Origin of the sequence: Flagellimonas iocasae (assembly GCF_042682725.1) — a bacterium.
Lineage (GTDB): Bacteria > Bacteroidota > Bacteroidia > Flavobacteriales > Flavobacteriaceae > Flagellimonas > Flagellimonas iocasae.
Genome location: NZ_JBHUHU010000001.1, coordinates 755,363 through 772,102 on the forward strand (window position 1 = coordinate 755,363; position 16,740 = coordinate 772,102).

Annotated in this window: 19 protein-coding genes and 1 tRNA gene; 14 read left to right on the plus strand and 6 right to left on the minus strand. The window is 41.4% G+C overall.

Annotation, left to right across the window (positions count from 1 at the left end; all coding sequences use genetic code 11):
* The first annotated feature begins 2 nt into the window (after positions 1-2).
* The 8 genes from ACFSJE_RS03390 to ACFSJE_RS03425 all read left to right on the plus strand — a co-directional run bounded on the left by ACFSJE_RS03390 (position 3) and on the right by ACFSJE_RS03425 (position 6,247).
* On the plus strand, positions 3-890 hold the full coding sequence (locus ACFSJE_RS03390) for a VOC family protein (protein ID WP_379829572.1): 888 nt from the start codon (positions 3-5) through the stop codon (positions 888-890).
* A gap of 2 nt (positions 891-892) precedes the next feature.
* Entirely contained in the window at positions 893-1,900 is a 1,008-nt protein-coding gene (locus ACFSJE_RS03395; protein ID WP_379829573.1) for a pirin family protein, read from the plus strand.
* 17 nt (positions 1,901-1,917) lie between these two features.
* Positions 1,918-2,685, plus strand: a complete 768-nt coding sequence (locus ACFSJE_RS03400) for an NAD(P)-binding domain-containing protein (protein WP_379829574.1) — start codon at positions 1,918-1,920, stop codon at positions 2,683-2,685.
* Positions 2,686-2,895: 210 nt separating this feature from the next.
* Complete coding sequence (locus tag ACFSJE_RS03405) at positions 2,896-3,795, plus strand: tetratricopeptide repeat protein (RefSeq protein WP_379829575.1); 900 nt, start codon at positions 2,896-2,898, stop codon at positions 3,793-3,795.
* Positions 3,761-4,870, plus strand: a complete 1,110-nt coding sequence (locus tag ACFSJE_RS03410) for a sensor histidine kinase (protein WP_379829576.1) — start codon at positions 3,761-3,763, stop codon at positions 4,868-4,870. The genes ACFSJE_RS03405 and ACFSJE_RS03410 overlap by 35 nt, the downstream gene beginning before the upstream one ends.
* Before the next feature lie 114 nt (positions 4,871-4,984).
* Positions 4,985-5,329 carry a metalloregulator ArsR/SmtB family transcription factor gene (locus ACFSJE_RS03415; RefSeq protein ID WP_379829577.1) on the plus strand — a complete coding sequence of 115 codons (345 nt, stop codon included), beginning with the start codon at positions 4,985-4,987 and terminating at the stop codon, positions 5,327-5,329.
* Positions 5,310-5,759: an SRPBCC family protein gene (locus ACFSJE_RS03420; protein ID WP_379829578.1), complete on the plus strand. Its 450-nt coding sequence runs from the start codon at positions 5,310-5,312 to the stop codon at positions 5,757-5,759. Before ACFSJE_RS03415 ends, ACFSJE_RS03420 begins: the two co-directional genes overlap by 20 nt.
* The gene (locus tag ACFSJE_RS03425) at positions 5,759-6,247 is read left to right on the plus strand and encodes an SRPBCC family protein (RefSeq protein ID WP_379829579.1); all 489 of its coding nucleotides are present in this window, start codon (positions 5,759-5,761) and stop codon (positions 6,245-6,247) included. Before ACFSJE_RS03420 ends, ACFSJE_RS03425 begins: the two co-directional genes overlap by 1 nt.
* On the opposite strand, the gene murA is transcribed toward ACFSJE_RS03425, so the two are convergent.
* The 3 genes from murA to ACFSJE_RS03440 form a co-directional block, all read right to left on the minus strand.
* Positions 6,244-7,551: a UDP-N-acetylglucosamine 1-carboxyvinyltransferase gene (gene murA, locus ACFSJE_RS03430; protein WP_379829580.1), complete on the minus strand. Its 1,308-nt coding sequence runs from the start codon at positions 7,549-7,551 to the stop codon at positions 6,244-6,246. The two genes, ACFSJE_RS03425 and murA, sit on opposite strands and share 4 nt — an antisense overlap.
* Positions 7,552-7,566: 15 nt before the next feature.
* Entirely contained in the window at positions 7,567-8,217 is a 651-nt protein-coding gene (locus ACFSJE_RS03435) for a DUF4290 domain-containing protein (protein WP_379829581.1), read from the minus strand.
* Positions 8,218-8,301: 84 nt separating this feature from the next.
* The gene (locus tag ACFSJE_RS03440) at positions 8,302-8,589 is read right to left on the minus strand and encodes a DUF493 family protein (RefSeq protein WP_379829582.1); all 288 of its coding nucleotides are present in this window, start codon (positions 8,587-8,589) and stop codon (positions 8,302-8,304) included.
* A gap of 87 nt (positions 8,590-8,676) precedes the next feature.
* Between ACFSJE_RS03440 and ACFSJE_RS03445 the strand changes: the two genes are divergently transcribed.
* From ACFSJE_RS03445 to ACFSJE_RS03465, 5 genes are all read left to right on the plus strand, one after another.
* A complete protein-coding gene (locus ACFSJE_RS03445) occupies positions 8,677-9,240 on the plus strand; it encodes an AAA family ATPase (protein ID WP_379829583.1) in 564 nt (187 codons plus the stop codon).
* A complete protein-coding gene (locus ACFSJE_RS03450; RefSeq protein WP_379829584.1) occupies positions 9,240-11,135 on the plus strand; it encodes a RecQ family ATP-dependent DNA helicase in 1,896 nt (631 codons plus the stop codon). Before ACFSJE_RS03445 ends, ACFSJE_RS03450 begins: the two co-directional genes overlap by 1 nt.
* Positions 11,113-12,078: a methionyl-tRNA formyltransferase gene (fmt, locus tag ACFSJE_RS03455; protein ID WP_379829585.1), complete on the plus strand. Its 966-nt coding sequence runs from the start codon at positions 11,113-11,115 to the stop codon at positions 12,076-12,078. The genes ACFSJE_RS03450 and fmt overlap by 23 nt, the downstream gene beginning before the upstream one ends.
* Before the next feature lie 177 nt (positions 12,079-12,255).
* Entirely contained in the window at positions 12,256-12,528 is a 273-nt protein-coding gene (locus tag ACFSJE_RS03460; RefSeq protein ID WP_207098436.1) for an HU family DNA-binding protein, read from the plus strand.
* Positions 12,529-12,653: 125 nt separating this feature from the next.
* Positions 12,654-13,214, plus strand: coding sequence for a YqgE/AlgH family protein (locus ACFSJE_RS03465; protein ID WP_379829586.1), 561 nt, complete (start codon positions 12,654-12,656; stop codon positions 13,212-13,214).
* Here ACFSJE_RS03465 and ACFSJE_RS03470 read toward each other — a convergent pair.
* Together ACFSJE_RS03470 and ACFSJE_RS03475 are read right to left on the minus strand one after the other, a co-directional pair.
* Positions 13,211-14,059 (minus strand): aminotransferase class IV, encoded by an 849-nt coding sequence (locus ACFSJE_RS03470; protein WP_379829587.1) that lies wholly within the window; start codon positions 14,057-14,059, stop codon positions 13,211-13,213. The two genes, ACFSJE_RS03465 and ACFSJE_RS03470, sit on opposite strands and share 4 nt — an antisense overlap.
* 55 nt (positions 14,060-14,114) lie before the next feature.
* Positions 14,115-14,498 carry an START-like domain-containing protein gene (locus ACFSJE_RS03475; RefSeq protein ID WP_379829588.1) on the minus strand — a complete coding sequence of 128 codons (384 nt, stop codon included), beginning with the start codon at positions 14,496-14,498 and terminating at the stop codon, positions 14,115-14,117.
* 138 nt (positions 14,499-14,636) lie between these two features.
* On the opposite strand from ACFSJE_RS03475, the gene ACFSJE_RS03480 reads away from it, so the two are divergent.
* Positions 14,637-14,710: transfer RNA gene (locus tag ACFSJE_RS03480), tRNA-Met, on the plus strand.
* Between the two features lie 65 nt (positions 14,711-14,775).
* On the opposite strand, the gene acs is transcribed toward ACFSJE_RS03480, so the two are convergent.
* Positions 14,776-16,683: an acetate--CoA ligase gene (gene acs / locus ACFSJE_RS03485; protein ID WP_379829589.1), complete on the minus strand. Its 1,908-nt coding sequence runs from the start codon at positions 16,681-16,683 to the stop codon at positions 14,776-14,778.
* Positions 16,684-16,740: the final 57 nt, after the last annotated feature.

The window sequence follows — 16,740 nt, forward strand, 5'->3', positions numbered from 1 at the left end:
ATATGATAAGAACAAGAATACTAACGATAAGCCTGCTCCTTGCAGGCTTTTTCAACCTGCAGGCACAAAACAACCTTTCAGTGTTTGAACCTCTTTTGGGAAAAACATGGAAGGCAGAAGGTACTTGGGGGGATGGTTCCAAATTTAAGCAGGAGACCATATTCAAGTATAGCTTGGACAGTACTCTGATTTTGGCCGAATCCAAAGGATTCACCAATCAGGAGCAAACCAAATACGGTCCGCGGAACCATGGTATTCGAAAATTTGATGCAGAAAGCAATTCCCTGAAATTTTGGGAGTTTGATGTTTTTGGAGGCGTTACCACAGGGACGATATCCACTAAAGAAAAGGACATAATTTACACCTATGAGTATGGCGGTTCAACCATTACGGATTATTGGAAATATGTAAATGCAAACACTTATTCCTACACGGTGGGCAGCTATGAAAATGGGACGTGGAATCAGACCTATTTGCAAACTGAGTTCAAGGCCGAAAAAACGGATTTTGGTTTTCAGTACGACCATTATTCCATTGTGGTGACCAAGCTGATTGAAACCGGTGATTTTTATCGAGATATTTTAGGGCTAACGGAAATTCCGCACCCAGACCGAGCTCCCGGTTTCCGTTGGTTCCAGATTGAAGACAACGCCCAGTTGCACCTTATCAAGAAAGACATTGCTGATTTCAGCAAAAACAAAAGCATGCATCTTTGCTTGGCCATCCAAGATTTGGAAGGACTCATAGAACATTTGATGGCCAACAATATCGATTTTTACGATTGGCCCGGCATCAAAAATTCTATTACCAACCGATCGGATGGTGTAAAACAAATCTATATTCAAGACCCCGAAGGGTATTGGATTGAAATTAATACAGCAACACATTAATTATGAGCAACCCCATACTACAAACTTTTCCATTAGGCTTTCCTTGGCAGACCCAAGACCCTTTTTTATTCTGCGTGTATCATTTGGACCACTTCCCAAAGGGAAATGGAGAAATGGGCCCAGACCCTGCCCTACTTAAAGGTAAAAGTCTGGGAAATGATTTTAACCCCAATCAACCATGGCGGATGTACCATGGCCAGACCATTCCTGGGTTCCCGTATCATCCACACCGTGGATTTGAAACCATCACCATTGTGAACAAAGGCTATTGTGACCATTCTGATTCCTTAGGCGCTGCCGGAAGATTTGGTGAAGGCGATGTGCAATGGATGACCGCTGGGCGCGGCGTGCAGCACTCCGAGATGTTTCCCCTACTCCACGATGATGTCGAAAATCCAATGGAGCTTTTCCAAATATGGCTGAACCTTCCTAAATCCGGTAAGTTTGTAGAGCCCCATTTTAAAATGCTATGGCATGAGGACATTCCCGTGATTAATGAAGGGAACGCACAAATAAAAGTAGTTGCCGGAAATTATAAAGGAACCCAAGCTAATGCCCCCGCTCCAGATTCTTGGGCGGCCAATCCAGAAAATGAAGTCGCCGTGTGGAACATTCATGTTGATGCTAATTCAGAATACACTTTGCCCAAAGCCAATTCAGAGGTCACCCGAACACTTTATTTTTATCAAGGCTCTGAAATTTTCTTTGAGGATGGAAAAATCATCCCAAATTTTGGGATTGAATTGGACCCATCCCAAGAAGTCACCTTTAAGGTAGGTGATGAAAAAGCTCATTTCTTATTGCTCCAGGGAAAACCCATCCAAGAGCCCGTGGCCAAGTATGGCCCCTTTGTCATGAATACAGAACAAGAAATACAACAGGCCATGGAAGAATATAGACTTACCCAATTTGGTGGCTGGCCTTGGCCCTATCCAGACAATGTACACGATAAAGATAGGGGACGATTTGCCCTTTACCCTGATGGTAAACTGGTCGAAAAGGATAAGTAAACTTCAAAAATAATTTCATGAGATTAGGATTTTTAGGAATCGGAAGAATTGCAACTTCCGTGATAAAAGGATTATGCACTTCAAGCATTGAAGATGTCACCATACATATTTCTCCACGAAATGAAGAAAACTCCAAATCTTTGGCGGCCGCTTTTCCCAACGTCCATAGGTTGGAAAGTAACCAAGAGGTTTTGGACAATTCCGATTATATTTTTATTGCCCTTCCTGCAAGTAATGCGGTGGAAGTACTGAAAGGGTTAAAGTTTAGGAATGACCACAACGTAGTTTCCTTCATTGCCTTTTTAAAATATGATGCATTGGCCCATGCTGTTGAACCGGCCAAAAAAGTTGGTCGTGCCATTCCCCTACCTACAGTAGAAAAACACAACTGTCCAATCCCTGTTTTTAAATCAGATAAAACAGTCGTGCAGATTTTGGAGCATATTGGCAAACCCATAGTGATTGAGGACGAAACCGAACTACATGCAATTTGGACACTGACCGGGCTAATTGCCCCCTTCTTTGACCTGTGCGGAACACTAAGTGATTGGGCAAAAACCAAGGGGGTTAACCCTGAGGTGGCAAATCCATACATTTTGGATATGTACTGTTCATTAGCCTCACCATCACCACAGGGTGGAACACCAAATTTCGATGGGTTAAAGGAAGAGGCTACCACTCCAAAAGGCATGAACGAGCAAGCTTTGAAGATGATTCAGAGTGAAGAAGCCCATGAAGTTTATCGAAATGCCCTAGAAGCCATTATGTCCAGATTTGATGATTGATGCATCACTTTTTTAATTTCCCATCCATTAAAAAAATAAAATGTAATCAGAGTTAAAAGCGCATTTTTAGCATAAGGATGTAAGAAGTTCAAACATCAAAATAAGGGTAAATCGTTGTTTTACCTTGTTTTTTCCTGAAATTGGGCAATATCCAATACCTGACATAACAATTTCACTAGGTTTACCTTAACTTATAGGTAAAATAGAGCCATGAAATTGCTCCGTTCATTCCCCTTCTTGTTCCTATTTGGCATCTTGGCCTTTTCGACTTCCCACGCCCAAACAAAAAAGATTGACAGTCTTCAAAATCTTTTAAAAACGGCGACCGACACCACAGAAGTTAATTTAATGAACATGCTTGGTGTAAATTTAAGATCGTTCGACAAGGAAAAAGCGCTGGATTGTTTTGAAGAAAGCGTAGAAAAATCCCAAGATATCGGATATGTTCAAGGCGAAATCCAAGGATTGTATTCCATTGCCCTCACCCATGGCATGACGGGTGGCTATGCTGAATCTTTGGATTATTTAAATAGGTGTCTTGTTTTGGCGAAAGAACATAATGACTATGAGAGAATTAATTTTATCTACAACTCCATGGGCATTGTATATAAACGCATTGGCGATTACCCTAGGAGTCAAAGTTATTATTTAAAGCGCATTCAATTGGTGGATTCCCTTCAATTGGATCAGGATCTATCCTCTCCTTACCTCAACCTAGGTGTTATTTATAGTTTAATGGGGGAATATGACAAAGCTGAAGATAGTTATGATATGGCCTTGAAAGCCTACAACGGACCCAATCGTGAGTCTATTGAGAATAATGTACTGTACAATTTAGGGGAAATAGATTTTGAAAAAGGAAACTATGAGGCCGCTCTGGAGAAGCTTTTACGAGCAACAACTTATTTAGAAAAGGTAAGCAACAATATTGATTTATGTACACTTTATTTAAACATCGGAAAGTGCTATCAAGAATTGAGTCAATGGGAATTGGCACAAGATTACTATGTGAGATCATTGGCACTTGCCGAGCAGCTTTCCATTAATCAAGAAATAGCAAGAATCCAATACGAACTTGCCAATCTTATGGCAAAGCAAAAAAAAATATAAAGAGGCCATTGCATATTCCAATCAAAGTCTGGAAGCATTGGATAGTTTAAGCGGTTATAAACTTAAACACGATACACATGAAACGGCTTTTAAAATATATAACGAGATTGGACAGCCCAAAAAGGCCATTTATCATCTGGAGCAAACAATGGCCTATGGCGATAGCCTTTTGAACGAAACCAAGGTAAAGGAAATCCAAAACCTTCAAATACAGCATGATGTATTTCTGAAAGATCGTGAGATTCAACAGAATCAACTGCGGTTAGAGCTTCTGAATGCCCGAGTCTCCTTGAACAACAAACGGTTGATTTATCTTGTGATCATTACCGTTTTACTCATTTTTTCCGCAGTCTTGCTCTTCTTTCGATACCAGAGTAAAAGAAAATCCAACATTGTGCTTCAGCAAAAAAATGAGTTGATATCCAACCAAAAAGTACTCATTGAGGAAATGAACAACCAACTGGAGAAAAAAATGCTTCGGGCCCAAATGAATCCGCACTTTATTTTCAATTCGTTGAGTTCAATTCGGTATCTGGTAAGTACGAATGATAAAAAAGCCGCATTGACCTATTTGAACAAATTTTCCAAGCTGTTACGACAAATTTTAGAGACCTCGGTCAATGTCAGTTTGGTGCTTCATGAAGAGATTGAACTCCTCAAAATCTATGTGGAATTGGAAGCCCTCCGGTTTGATAATTCTTTTAGCTACACCTTCAACATTGATGAAAATCTGGACCTTTATCAGTATGAAGTTCCCATGCTCCTTGTTCAGCCTTACATCGAAAATGCCATTCTGCATGGACTCCTACCCAATGAGGGACCAAAAAAGTTGTCAGTATCGTTCAAGGACGAAAAGGATTATATTGTGTGCATCATTGAAGATAATGGGGTTGGAATTGGAAAAACCAAAAAGGAGACAAAAAAAGAAAGAATATCAAGAGGCATGTCAATAACCGCCCAACGCATTGATGCGCTTAAAAATTTTTCCAGCCAGAAGTTGGTCACAGTGGAAGATTTAAACAGCAATGGACAATCCGGTACCAGGGTGACCATTTTAATTCCAAAGGACCACTAGCCCACTCTTTTTTTAACTCAAGGTAAAACTTTAAGATTTAAAAATATTTGCGTAGTCAAATGACTTCATATATATTTGTAGCCATATAGCTTCATATTTGCATAACTTTTCATGATGAAATTAAGACGAGACCCTTTTCAGGCCATTGCCGACCCCACACGGAGGGCCATATTGGTAATGCTAGCTTCCCAAACCATGACAGCCGGTGATATTGCCGAAAATTTCGATGCTGCCCGTCCTACCATTTCCAAACATTTGCGTATCCTCAATGAATGTGATTTGGTCACATCCAAACAGGATGGACGCGAAATACACTACAATCTAAAGGTGGATAAAATCAAGGAAATTGATTTGTGGTTGGCACAGTTCAAAAAGATATGGGAAGATCGTTTCGACAACTTGGACAGGTATTTAGAAAAACTTCAAAAAGAAAGAAACAATGGAAAAAACGGAAAATAGACAACTATCCATCACTAGAACGTTAAATGCTCCCATTGATTTAGTTTGGGAGGTGTGGTCAAAACCAGAGCACATTGCGCAATGGTGGGGACCCAGCGGATTCACGAATACGATTGACAAAATGGATTTTAAAAACGGTGGTGAATGGAATTTTATGATGCACGGGCCGGATGGCAAGAATTATCCGAACAGAAGTGTTTTTACCGAAATTGTTCCTATGAAAAAGATTGTCTATGAACATTACAACCCTCACTTTACGGCTACCATCCTGTTTGAAGCCATGGAAGAAAAAACGACAATAAATTGGACGGTGGTGTTCGATACCCAAGAAATGCTTCAGACCGTGATCAAAGCCCACAATGCGGATAAAGGTCTGGAACAGAACCTGGAAAAACTTGCACTCTATTTAGCTAAACAAAAAACAATTTGATGAGAACCAATCTATTATTTGATTTTACGGTTGATAAGGAAAATAAGACTGTACATGTAATACGCCAATTCGCGGCAACCAACACAGATGTGTGGAATGCCTTTACCCAACCCGAAATTTTAGATCAATGGTGGGCGCCGCAACCTTGGGTTTCCAAAACCAAATCCATGGATTTTAGGGTTGGTGGGAGACGACTTTACGCAATGTGTGGCCCAGAGGGTGAGGAGCATTGGGCGTTGGCCGACTATACCTCCATCACTCCACAGGCCAACTTTCAACATTTGGATGCTTTCTGCGATGCTTATGGAAATATCAATACGAAATTTCCGCGTTCGGCATGGAATGTTGACTTTATTGCGCAAACGGATTCCACTTTAGTGGACATTCAAATAAAGCACGAGAAACTATCTGATTTGGAAAAAATCATAGAAATGGGATTCAAGGAAGGATTTACCATTGCCTTGAACAGTTTGGACTACCTATTCTAGACCCGAACAATGTTGGCCCCGATAGCCCGCAAACGCTCGTCTATGTTTTCGTAGCCACGATCTATCTGTTCAATATTGTGAATGGTTGAAGTTCCCTTTGCAGATAAGGCGGCTATCAGCAAGGAAACTCCTGCCCTGATATCTGGTGATACCATAGTGGTGGCCTTTAAGGTAGATTTAAAATCGTGGCCTATTACGGTTGCTCTATGGGGATCGCACAGAATAATTTTTGCTCCCATGTCAATCAATTTATCCACGAAGAAAAGTCTGCTTTCAAACATTTTTTGATGGATGAGCACCTCTCCCCTTGCCTGCGTAGCCACAACAAGGATAATACTCAATAAATCCGGCGTTAGTCCGGGCCATGGTGCGTCTGCAATGGTAAGGATGGACCCGTCAATAAAATTTTGGATTTGATACCCTTTTTCGTGCTTTGGGATGAAAATATCGTCATCCTTTCGTTCCACGGTGATTCCCAGCTTTCGGAATACATTCGGGATAAGACCCAAATCATCCCAGCTTACATTTTTAATCGTCAGCTCGCTTTGGGTCATGGCTGCCAATCCAATCCAGCTGCCAATCTCAATCATATCGGGCAACATGGTGTGCTCTGTCCCACCCAAACGCTCAACCCCTTCAATGGTCAACAAATTGGAACCAATTCCGGTTATCTTAGCACCCATTCGGTTCAGCATTTTACACAGCTGCTGCAAATAGGGCTCACAAGCTGCATTGTAGATGGTGGTTGTACCTTCGGCCAAAACTGCGGCCATTACAATATTGGCAGTACCGGTAACAGAGGCTTCGTCCAAAAGCATATAAGTGCCTTTGAGTTTGTTGGCCTCAACTCCGTAAAAATGTTCTTCGCGATTGTATCTAAACTTGGCGCCGAGCTTAATAAATCCCTCAAAATGGGTATCCAAACGGCGTCTTCCGATTTTGTCGCCTCCCGGTTTTGGGATATAGCCTTTTCCAAATCGGGCTAAAAGTGGACCCACCAACATAATGGAACCACGCAATCCTCTACCATCTTCTTTGAATTTGGTGGATTGCAAATATTCCAAGTTGATGTCGTCCGCCTTGAACGTATAGGACCCCTTCCCTTTCTTCTGAATCTTTACACCCAAATCCTCGAGTAGGGAAATGAGTTTGTTGACATCCAGAATGTCCGGAATATTGTTTATGGTGATTTTTTCTTCGGATAGCAATACGGCACAAAGAATCTGAAGTGCCTCATTCTTTGCCCCTTGGGGTGTAATCTCACCGTGCAGTTGGTGTCCACCCTCTATTCGAAATGTTCCCATGGATTGTTCTGGAATTTAGTAGCGTTTTTTTCTGCCTCGTTTTCCTTTTTGACCGTTGTTATTGGTACTTCGGTTGGACTTGGATTGTCTGTTTTTTAGGAATTGACCACTTTCCGTTAGGTTTTCACCATCGGTGGCCAAATCAATCTGACCATCACTCAACTCTTTCAAGTGACCAAAAATTACAGCATCCTCAACGGTATCCTTGTTCCATGTCAAGTAGCACTTTTTCATGTGATTGGCAATGGCGTATTCCAATCCAGAACGCATGTCTCCTTTTTCCCATTTTACGGCTACATCGACCATACGCTTAATGTTGTTTCCGTAAAAACGGTATTTGGGATGGTTCTGTGGATATTCCAAGGGTTCAGGACGCTGTTGCAACACCTCTTTGGAGGTGATCGGGAACGGAGAGTCCACATCCAATTTAAAATCGGACATAATGAACAACTGGTCCCATAGCTTATGCTGAAAATCGGGAACGTCCCTTAAATGCGGCTGAAGATTTCCCATAACGCTAATGATGGCCTGGGCCTCTTTATTGCGCTCTTCCCTGTCCGCTATGGAAACTGCATGATCCACCATTTTTTGAAAATGACGACCATACTCAGGAATAATGAGCTGAGTGCGCTCCGTATTATATTCTAGGTTTTCTACTGTATTCAAACTAAATAATTTAATGAAATTCTATTATTGGGAAGTCTATCCGATAACGCTTGCAAAATAATAAAATTATAGCAATCTATGGGTTTAGAGGGAAATTACCCCTTCCACAACGGCAACTTCCTTGTATTTTGTGATCACTTCATCCGGATTCTGAAGATGAACGGTTATGGAAAGACTGGTATATGTGCCCTTTTTTGATTGTTTGGACTCGATTACCGCACCCGTATTGTCAAAAATATCGTGAATCTGGGAAATGCGTGCCTCGTCTGTAGGAACAATAAATTTATACAGATAATTGGATGGCCATGTAGTGTTCTCCAACAACTGTTCTTTGAGCCTTGCGTAAAACTCATCTGCACTCTCCTTCTCCATTCCTATTTTTTTACAAATATATGGCTTACGCCGCAATTTTTTTTCCTTGGGCCTATTTCATTACTTTGTAGTATTAAATTAAATTGCTTGGGCAAGAACAAAGTAGTCATTACTGGGGCTCCGGGAACCGGAAAAACATCCATTGTAAATGGATTGGAAAGTATGGGTTTTCATTGTTTCCATGAAATTATACGGGATATGACCTCCAAGGCCAAACAAGAAGGTGATTCCGTTGAATTTATTTCCAACCCGCTTGTTTTTGTTGATGATGCTATGCAGTTCAACAAAGATTTGCTGTATGGAAGGGCCCAACATTACAAGGACTCTCTGGATATTCAAGTCCCCATCAGTTTTTTTGATAGAGGCATTCCCGATGTCCTCGCCTATATGGACTTTTTTGGACAAGAATACGGGAGTGAATTTATAAATGCCTGTACAGACCATCGGTATGATACGGTCTTTATTGTGCCACCATGGGAAGAAATTTATGTTTCCGATGGTGAAAGATTCGAAACGTATGAGGAGGCCGAAAGCATCCATCATGCATTGATGAACACGTATACCCAATTTGGCTACCACCCCATCTCAGTGCCAAAAGATGTAATCCAGAAACGGATTGACTTTATTTTGGAAACACTTAATCAACTTTAGTGCGGAAGGAAACCAAAGCTATTTTAAAGGAATTCTGGGGCCACGACGATTTTAGGGGGTCTCAAAAAACCATTATCGACACTGTACTTTCGGGGAAGGATGTTCTGGCATTGATGCCCACCGGTGGGGGGAAATCCATTTGCTATCAAGTGCCGGCACTTTCCATGGAAGGGCTTTGTATTGTGGTATCACCGCTGGTGGCATTGATTCAGGACCAAGTGAGCCAATTAAAGTCCAGAGGCATCAAGGCAATTGCTCTCACTGGTGGCATTCCTTTTCATGAACTTAATGACCTTTTGGACAATTGTCTCTATGGAAATTATAAGTTTTTGTATCTCTCTCCAGAGCGATTGCAGCAATCCTTGATTCAGGAACGGATACAGGAGATGGATGTGAACCTTATCGCTATTGATGAGGCGCACTGTATTTCGCAATGGGGCAATGATTTTAGGCCTGCCTATCTGCAGTGTTCCATTTTAAAGGAACTTTTGCCAAACATACCGATGATGGCACTCACGGCAACAGCCACACCCAAGGTGGTGGATGACATCGTCCAAAATCTGAAATTAGAGGATGTCAGTATCTATAAGGACTCTTTTTCGCGTTCCAATATTGTATTCAAGGTAAAACGAACTGAGGATAAGCTTTATCAGCTCAGAAAATATATGGACAAAATTCCGGGAAGTTCCATCGTATATGTGCGCTCTAGGAAGATGTCCGTCTCACTTTCAGAGTATTTGAACAAGAACGGTTTTAAGGCTTCTTTTTTCCATGGAGGGATTTCAAAATCTGAAAAAGAGGAAAAACTTCAGGATTGGCTGAAGGGTAAAGTCAGTGTGATGGTGGCCACCAATGCCTTTGGAATGGGGGTCGACAAGCCCGATGTACGTTTGGTGGTGCATTATCAGATTCCGGATAGTTTGGAAAGCTATTTTCAAGAAGCGGGCAGGGCCGGAAGGGATGGCAAACCATCCACCGCCATTATTTTGACTACCAAGGAAGACCAAGAACTGGCGAAACAACAATTCTTGTCCAACCTGCCCGATGTCACCTTTATTAAAAAGGTATATTCCAAACTCAACAACTTTTTTCAAATATCCTATGGCGAATCGATTGAGGAACCGATGTCCTTTAAATTCAATGTGTTCTGTAAACGATACGAATTCCACCCGAACATGGCCTTTAATGCACTTCGTATTTTGGACCAAAACTCGGTGATTGCCCTATCGGAGAACTTTCAAGAAAAAACCTCCCTGCAGTTCGTTGCTTCCAAGGCTGGAATTTTTGAATATCTCGACAAAAACCGGAAAACAGCGCCCATCATTCAAACCATATTGCGGACGTATGGCGGAATTACGGAGTACGAGACCAAAATCAATCTTCATTTGCTTTCAAAAAAGACTGTGGAGAGTGAAAAGTCCCTCAAAAAAATATTGAAGCAACTTCACAAAGACGGAATTGCTGAATACAAGAACACCACCAGCGATTTGGAGATCACCTTTTTGGTTCCTCGGGAAGATGACCACACTATAAACCCTTTCGCCAAAAAAGTACAGGATTTTAATCAAGTGAAGCAAAACAACATGGCGGCCATGTTGGGCTACATTAAAAATACGGATGTTTGCCGAAGTGTCTATTTATTGAAATATTTTGGCGAAAACACAGCGGAAAAGTGCGGCACATGCGATATTTGCACCAAGAAGGAAAAAAAGGGCTCTCCTGTTAAACTGGAAGAGCGAATCATTGGTCTTTTGAAGATAAGTCCAAGCACTTCCAGAAAGTTGGAAAAGGCAACCGGAGCGGATGAAAAGACCCTTTTAAAAGCCTTGCAACAGCTGCTTGAAGATGAAGTGGTGGAACTAAACCAAATAAATGAGTACATCCTTAAAGAGTAACCCCTTGCGAATTGTATTTATGGGCACCCCAGATTTCGCCGTGGCGAGTCTTAAAGCCCTCGTGGAAGCTGATTTTGATGTGGTAGGTGTTATCACCGCACCAGATAGACCCGCGGGAAGAGGTAGAAAAGTGCAGGAATCTGCGGTAAAACAGTTTGCAGAAGCCCATCAACTAAAGGTATTGCAACCCACCAACCTTAAGGATGAAGGTTTTTTGGAAGAACTCAAAAGTCTTAACGCCAACTTGAATGTGGTTGTCGCCTTCCGAATGTTACCCAAAGTCGTTTGGCAAATGCCAGAATATGGCACATTTAACCTGCATGCCTCCCTCCTTCCACAATACCGTGGCGCGGCTCCCATCAATTGGGCCATTATTAACGGAGAGACTGAGACCGGAGTCACAACTTTCTTTATAGATGAAGAAATCGATACGGGCAGTATCATTCTCCAAAAGACGGAACAAATAGCAGATGAGGACAATGTAGGTACGCTACACGACCGTTTGATGGAACTCGGCGGAGCACTTGTGGTGGAAACCTGTCGACAAATCGCTTCGGGTAAAATATCTAGCACACCTCAAAAACATTTTGAAGACCTAAAGCCAGCTCCAAAAATCCATAAAGACACGTGCCAAATTGACTGGGACGCTTCTTTGGATGATATCCATAATTTAATAAGAGGATTGAGCCCTTACCCCACGGCATGGAGTTACTTTGTAAATCACGGTAAGGAGGAGAACATCAAAATTTATAGGGCCAAAAAAGAAGTTGTACATCACAATCATCAAATTGGAAAATTGATTGCCGATAAAAAAACTTTGAAGGTTGCCGTCTCAGAAGGGTATCTCCATTTATTGGAAATTCAATTACCTGGCAAACGAAAAATGGAAACTTCGGCGGTTTTAAATGGTCTAGACTTGGATGAAAATGTACACCTCCGCTAATCCCTTGCTATGCTTGGGCTAGCTAAAAGATGTGGTTTTTTTCCGACTTTATCAACAAACACTTCAAGTTATTAACAAAAACCCCTATTTCCCTAGGTTTTACTTGCGTTAATAGCAAATCCATATAAATTTGTTCAGCATTAAAATTATTTTAACAACAATTAATTTAATTCCATTATGAACAAAACAGAATTAATCGATGCTATGGCAGCTGATGCTGGCATCACTAAGGCAGCAGCCAAAAAAGCATTGGAATCTTTCTTGGGAAATGTAGAGGGATCACTTAAAAAAGGGAACAGAGTTTCTCTAGTAGGTTTTGGTTCTTGGTCAGTTTCCAAAAGAAGCGCCAGAGAAGGTAGAAACCCTCAGACTGGACAGACCATCAAAATCGCCGCTAAGAACGTTGTAAAGTTCAAAGCTGGTGCAGAATTGAGCGGTGCTGTTAACTAATCAATTATTTTTTTAATATACGAAAGCACTTCCCACAAGGAAGTGCTTTTTTTATTTTAACAATGCTTTAGGTTTTTGGAAAAATTGTATATTATACAACGATTAGAGGTAATACTTGTATGAAAATGGTAAGCCATAAGCCCAAAAAAGGCAAGTTACTTGTTGCGGAACCTTCCCTTACGGGTGATGTTTCATTCAATAGGTCTGTGGTGTTGCTCGCAGAGCACAACCATGAAGGGTCTGTGGGGTTCATCCTCAACAAACCGTTGGACTATACCATTTGCGACCTTATTTCCGAAATCACCATTCCTTTCAAAGTATTTAATGGCGGGCCTGTGGAACAGGATAACCTTTACTTTATCCATAAAGTTCCTGAGCTGATTCATGACAGCATTGAGATTTCTGATGGAATTTTTTGGGGAGGCAATTTTGACAAAACCGTGGAGCTCATCAACAATGGTGTCATCACCGAACAGGATATCCGCTTCTTTTTGGGATACTCTGGATGGGGTTCCCAGCAGTTGGACCAAGAACTCAATTCCAAATCTTGGGTCGTCATCAAAAATGAATATGAAAGCGGTATTCTGGAGAAATCCTCTAGCGCTTTTTGGAAAGAAAAAATGGTGGAACTGGGCGGCGATTATTTACTGTGGTCCAATTCGCCAGAAAATCCATCCCTTAATTAACTGCCCATTCTGGCTTTTGCATTCAATTTACCCACTAGTTTTTTCGCAATAACATTGGCAAACGTTTTCTTCCGGTATTTGCTGATGGGCTGAATTCCTGTGATGCTGTTGGTAATGAACAGCTCATCCGCTTTTTGAAGCTCAAAGGGTGAAATGGATTCTTCCAACAGTTGAAACTCTTCCGTAGCTTGAATCACTTCCATTAATTTCTTCCGAATGATGCCATTTAAAGAACCATCGCTTAAAGGTGGAGTTTTTATGGTATTGCCTGTCACCAAAAAGAGATTTCCGTTGATGGTTTCCACCACCTCTTTATCCGTATTCACCAAAAGGCAGTTGGCATAACCATTCTCTTTGGCGTAAACGCTGGCGACTACATTTAAAATCTTGTTGGTCGTTTTAAGGTTGGACAGCATGTCCTTATTTACGTAGTAATCTTTGAAGAGCTCCACTTCATAATCTGCCTCATCAATGGTATAAAATGGAGAATCCAAAAGACTGGTTTCAATGCAATAGGAAATCTCATTGGTTTCGGGGGCATACAAACCACCTTCATTTCTGAAAACAGTCAACCGCACCCTAACGGCTTTATCCGTAGCTTGATTTGCCGCAATGGTCCTTTTGATTTCTTCCTCTAGAAATTCCAAAGTGAATTCCATGGGAATTTCCATTCGAAGGATACGCATGGAGGCCATCAGTCTAAAATAATGGTCCTCCCAAAAGAATAGGGTCCCGTTTACACACCGAAGTGTTTCAAAAAGGGCATCCCCGTATTTTAAACCTCGATTGGTGTAGGTGAAAATTTTTTGGTCTTCTGGAAAGAGTGAGCCATTAAAATTGATCATAAAAAAGTCCCGATTTTTATCGGGACCAAAGATACGGTATAGTTGAGAATCCGTTCTAGGTAGATCCCAAGACTTGCTTTAAATCTGAAATTTGGTTTTGCCAAAGCATTTTGGCCTCATCGACTTCATCATCTTCAGCAAAATCGGTGATAAAGAGGGAAACATCTTTGGTAATTTCATCCACTATAATGCGCATTTCAAAAAACGAATCATCCTCGTTATCAACCCAAGTGAATTTAACAAACTCATCACTTTTTCGTTTTAACATTTTGGCTTTTTCCTCAGCCCCATCCCAAATAAAAGTGAAGACTTCACTACGTGAATTCACATTATCGGCATACCATTCAGATAGTCCAGAAGGGGTAGAAATATATTGGTAAAGCAACTGTGGAGAAGCTTGGATAACAAACTCAATTTCAAATTTTACCTTATCACTCATTATAGCGCGCAATTAATCCTTTTCAACAATTGATATAATTTGGGAAGATAAAAAAATAAATATCAAATAATAAATTAATCCTGAATTTTGATTCAGCAAAAATTAAACTCTATATTTGCACCCGCTAAAACGAATCATGGCGAGGTAGCTCAGCTGGTTAGAGCGTCGGATTCATAACCCGGAGGCCGAGGGTTCAAGTCCCTCTCTCGCTACAAAAAAAGACCATTTTGTGAAATGGTCTTTTTCTTTTTATAGCTACCGCTTAAGATACTGAAATCTATAAACTTTCCTCTATAATTTGTTCCACTACTTCTGGGTTTAGAAGGGTTGAAATATCCCCTAAATTATCAGTTTCCTTGGAAGCAATTTTACGAAGTATTCGGCGCATAATTTTACCACTACGCGTCTTAGGCAGTCCGGGTACAAATTGAATCTTATCTAACTTGGCAATGGGGCCAATATGCTCCGTGATCATTTGGTTGATTTCCTTTTTGAGGTTATCACGGTCTCGGGACTCCCCTGTTTCCTTCAGAATGACATAACCATACAAGGCATTTCCTTTTACGTCATGAGGGAATCCAACAATAGCAGATTCTGCCACTGCTGGGTGCTCGTTGATGGCATCCTCAATCGGTGCTGTACCTAGATTATGTCCGGAAACAATGATGACATCATCTACCCTACCTGTGATTCGGTAATAGCCCACTTCGTCTCGTAATGCACCGTCTCCCGTGAAATACTTTCCTTCAAAAGCGGAAAAATAGGTGTCCTTATACCGTTGATGGTCTCCCCAAATGGTTCGCGCTATGGAAGGCCAAGGAAACTTGATGCACAACCGCCCATCTACTTGATTACCCTTGATTTCCTTTCCGTTTTCATCCATTAAGGCAGGTTGAACCCCTGGCATAGGCAAGGTGGCGTAGGTAGGCTTTGTTGGAGTAGAAAAAGGAATGGGTGAAATCAAAATACCACCTGTTTCGGTTTGCCACCAAGTATCCACAATGGGACATTTTTTTTCTCCCACATGGTCATTATACCAGTGCCAAGCCTCTTCGTTGATAGGTTCTCCCACCGTTCCCAATACTTTTAGGCTAGAAAGATCATATTTGGTCACAAAATCCAGATTTTCCTTGGCCAAAGCACGAATAGCGGTAGGCGCCGTATAAAATTGGGTGACTTTGTGTTTTTGTACCACTTCCCAAAACCGCCCAAAATCGGGATACGAAGGAACACCTTCAAACATTACGGTGGTAGCACCATTGGCCAACGGTCCGTACACAATATAGGAATGACCGGTAATCCAACCGATATCGGCAGTACACCAGTAAATGTCTTCTTCTCGGTATTGGAATACATTTTTAAAGGTATAGGCGGTGTAGACCATGTATCCTGCGGTGGTATGCATCATTCCCTTAGGTCGACCTGTAGAACCTGATGTGTATAAAATGAACAATGGGTCTTCGGCTTCCATAATTTCTGGAACACAATCGGAATACGCTTTATCCAATAAAGGGGCTAGCCAATGGTCCCGACCTTCCATCATATCAATTTTCTCTCCGGTGCGTTTGGCAACCAAAACACTTGCAATACCAGGGCACTGTTTTAGTGCTTCATCAACAATACCTTTCAAATCGATGGTCTTGCTACCTCGGTATGAACCATCCGAAGTAATCACCATTTTCGCATCACAATCATTGATTCTAGTGGCCAATGCTGTTGATGAGAATCCTGCAAATACTACGGAATGGATTGCTCCGATTCGAGCACAAGCCAATACCGAAACAGCCAATTCTGGAATCATGGGCAGATAAATCACCACCCTGTCCCCTTTTTCTATGCCTTTCTCCTTGAGTACGTTAGCAAACTTGCAGACTCTCTCATGCAGTTCATTGTAGGTAATGTGTTGTGCTTCTTCTTTAGGATCATTAGGTTCAAAAAGGATGGCGGTTTTATCTCCACGACTTCTTAAATGACGGTCGATACAGTTTTCGGTAATATTGAGCTGGGCTCCATCAAACCATTTGACCTCAGGTTTGGTAAAATCCCACTCCAACACCGAATTCCATCTTTTTCGCCAGTAAAAGTGCTCTTCTGCGACTTCTTCCCAGAACGCTTCTGGATTTCTTACGGATTTACGATAGACCTGAAAATACTCCTCCAAATGTTTAATATGGTAATTACTCATTGGGTTTAATCAATTTTTAGTGAGCCTTAAATTTATGAAAAAGGGGGCAATTAATTT

Coding starts and splice junctions, on each gene's coding strand:
- ACFSJE_RS03390 (WP_379829572.1), top strand. CDS start 3: ATGATAAGAACAAGAATACTAACGATAAGCCTGCTCCTTGCAGGCTTT.
- ACFSJE_RS03395 (WP_379829573.1), top strand. CDS start 893: ATGAGCAACCCCATACTACAAACTTTTCCATTAGGCTTTCCTTGGCAG.
- ACFSJE_RS03400 (WP_379829574.1), top strand. CDS start 1,918: ATGAGATTAGGATTTTTAGGAATCGGAAGAATTGCAACTTCCGTGATA.
- ACFSJE_RS03405 (WP_379829575.1), top strand. CDS start 2,896: ATGAAATTGCTCCGTTCATTCCCCTTCTTGTTCCTATTTGGCATCTTG.
- ACFSJE_RS03415 (WP_379829577.1), top strand. CDS start 4,985: ATGAAATTAAGACGAGACCCTTTTCAGGCCATTGCCGACCCCACACGG.
- ACFSJE_RS03420 (WP_379829578.1), top strand. CDS start 5,310: ATGGAAAAAACGGAAAATAGACAACTATCCATCACTAGAACGTTAAAT.
- ACFSJE_RS03425 (WP_379829579.1), top strand. CDS start 5,759: ATGAGAACCAATCTATTATTTGATTTTACGGTTGATAAGGAAAATAAG.
- murA (WP_379829580.1), bottom strand. CDS start 7,551: ATGGGAACATTTCGAATAGAGGGTGGACACCAACTGCACGGTGAGATT.
- ACFSJE_RS03440 (WP_379829582.1), bottom strand. CDS start 8,589: ATGGAGAAGGAGAGTGCAGATGAGTTTTACGCAAGGCTCAAAGAACAG.
- fmt (WP_379829585.1), top strand. CDS start 11,113: ATGAGTACATCCTTAAAGAGTAACCCCTTGCGAATTGTATTTATGGGC.
- ACFSJE_RS03460 (WP_207098436.1), top strand. CDS start 12,256: ATGAACAAAACAGAATTAATCGATGCTATGGCAGCTGATGCTGGCATC.
- ACFSJE_RS03465 (WP_379829586.1), top strand. CDS start 12,654: ATGGTAAGCCATAAGCCCAAAAAAGGCAAGTTACTTGTTGCGGAACCT.
- ACFSJE_RS03470 (WP_379829587.1), bottom strand. CDS start 14,059: ATGATCAATTTTAATGGCTCACTCTTTCCAGAAGACCAAAAAATTTTC.
- ACFSJE_RS03475 (WP_379829588.1), bottom strand. CDS start 14,498: ATGAGTGATAAGGTAAAATTTGAAATTGAGTTTGTTATCCAAGCTTCT.
- acs (WP_379829589.1), bottom strand. CDS start 16,683: ATGAGTAATTACCATATTAAACATTTGGAGGAGTATTTTCAGGTCTAT.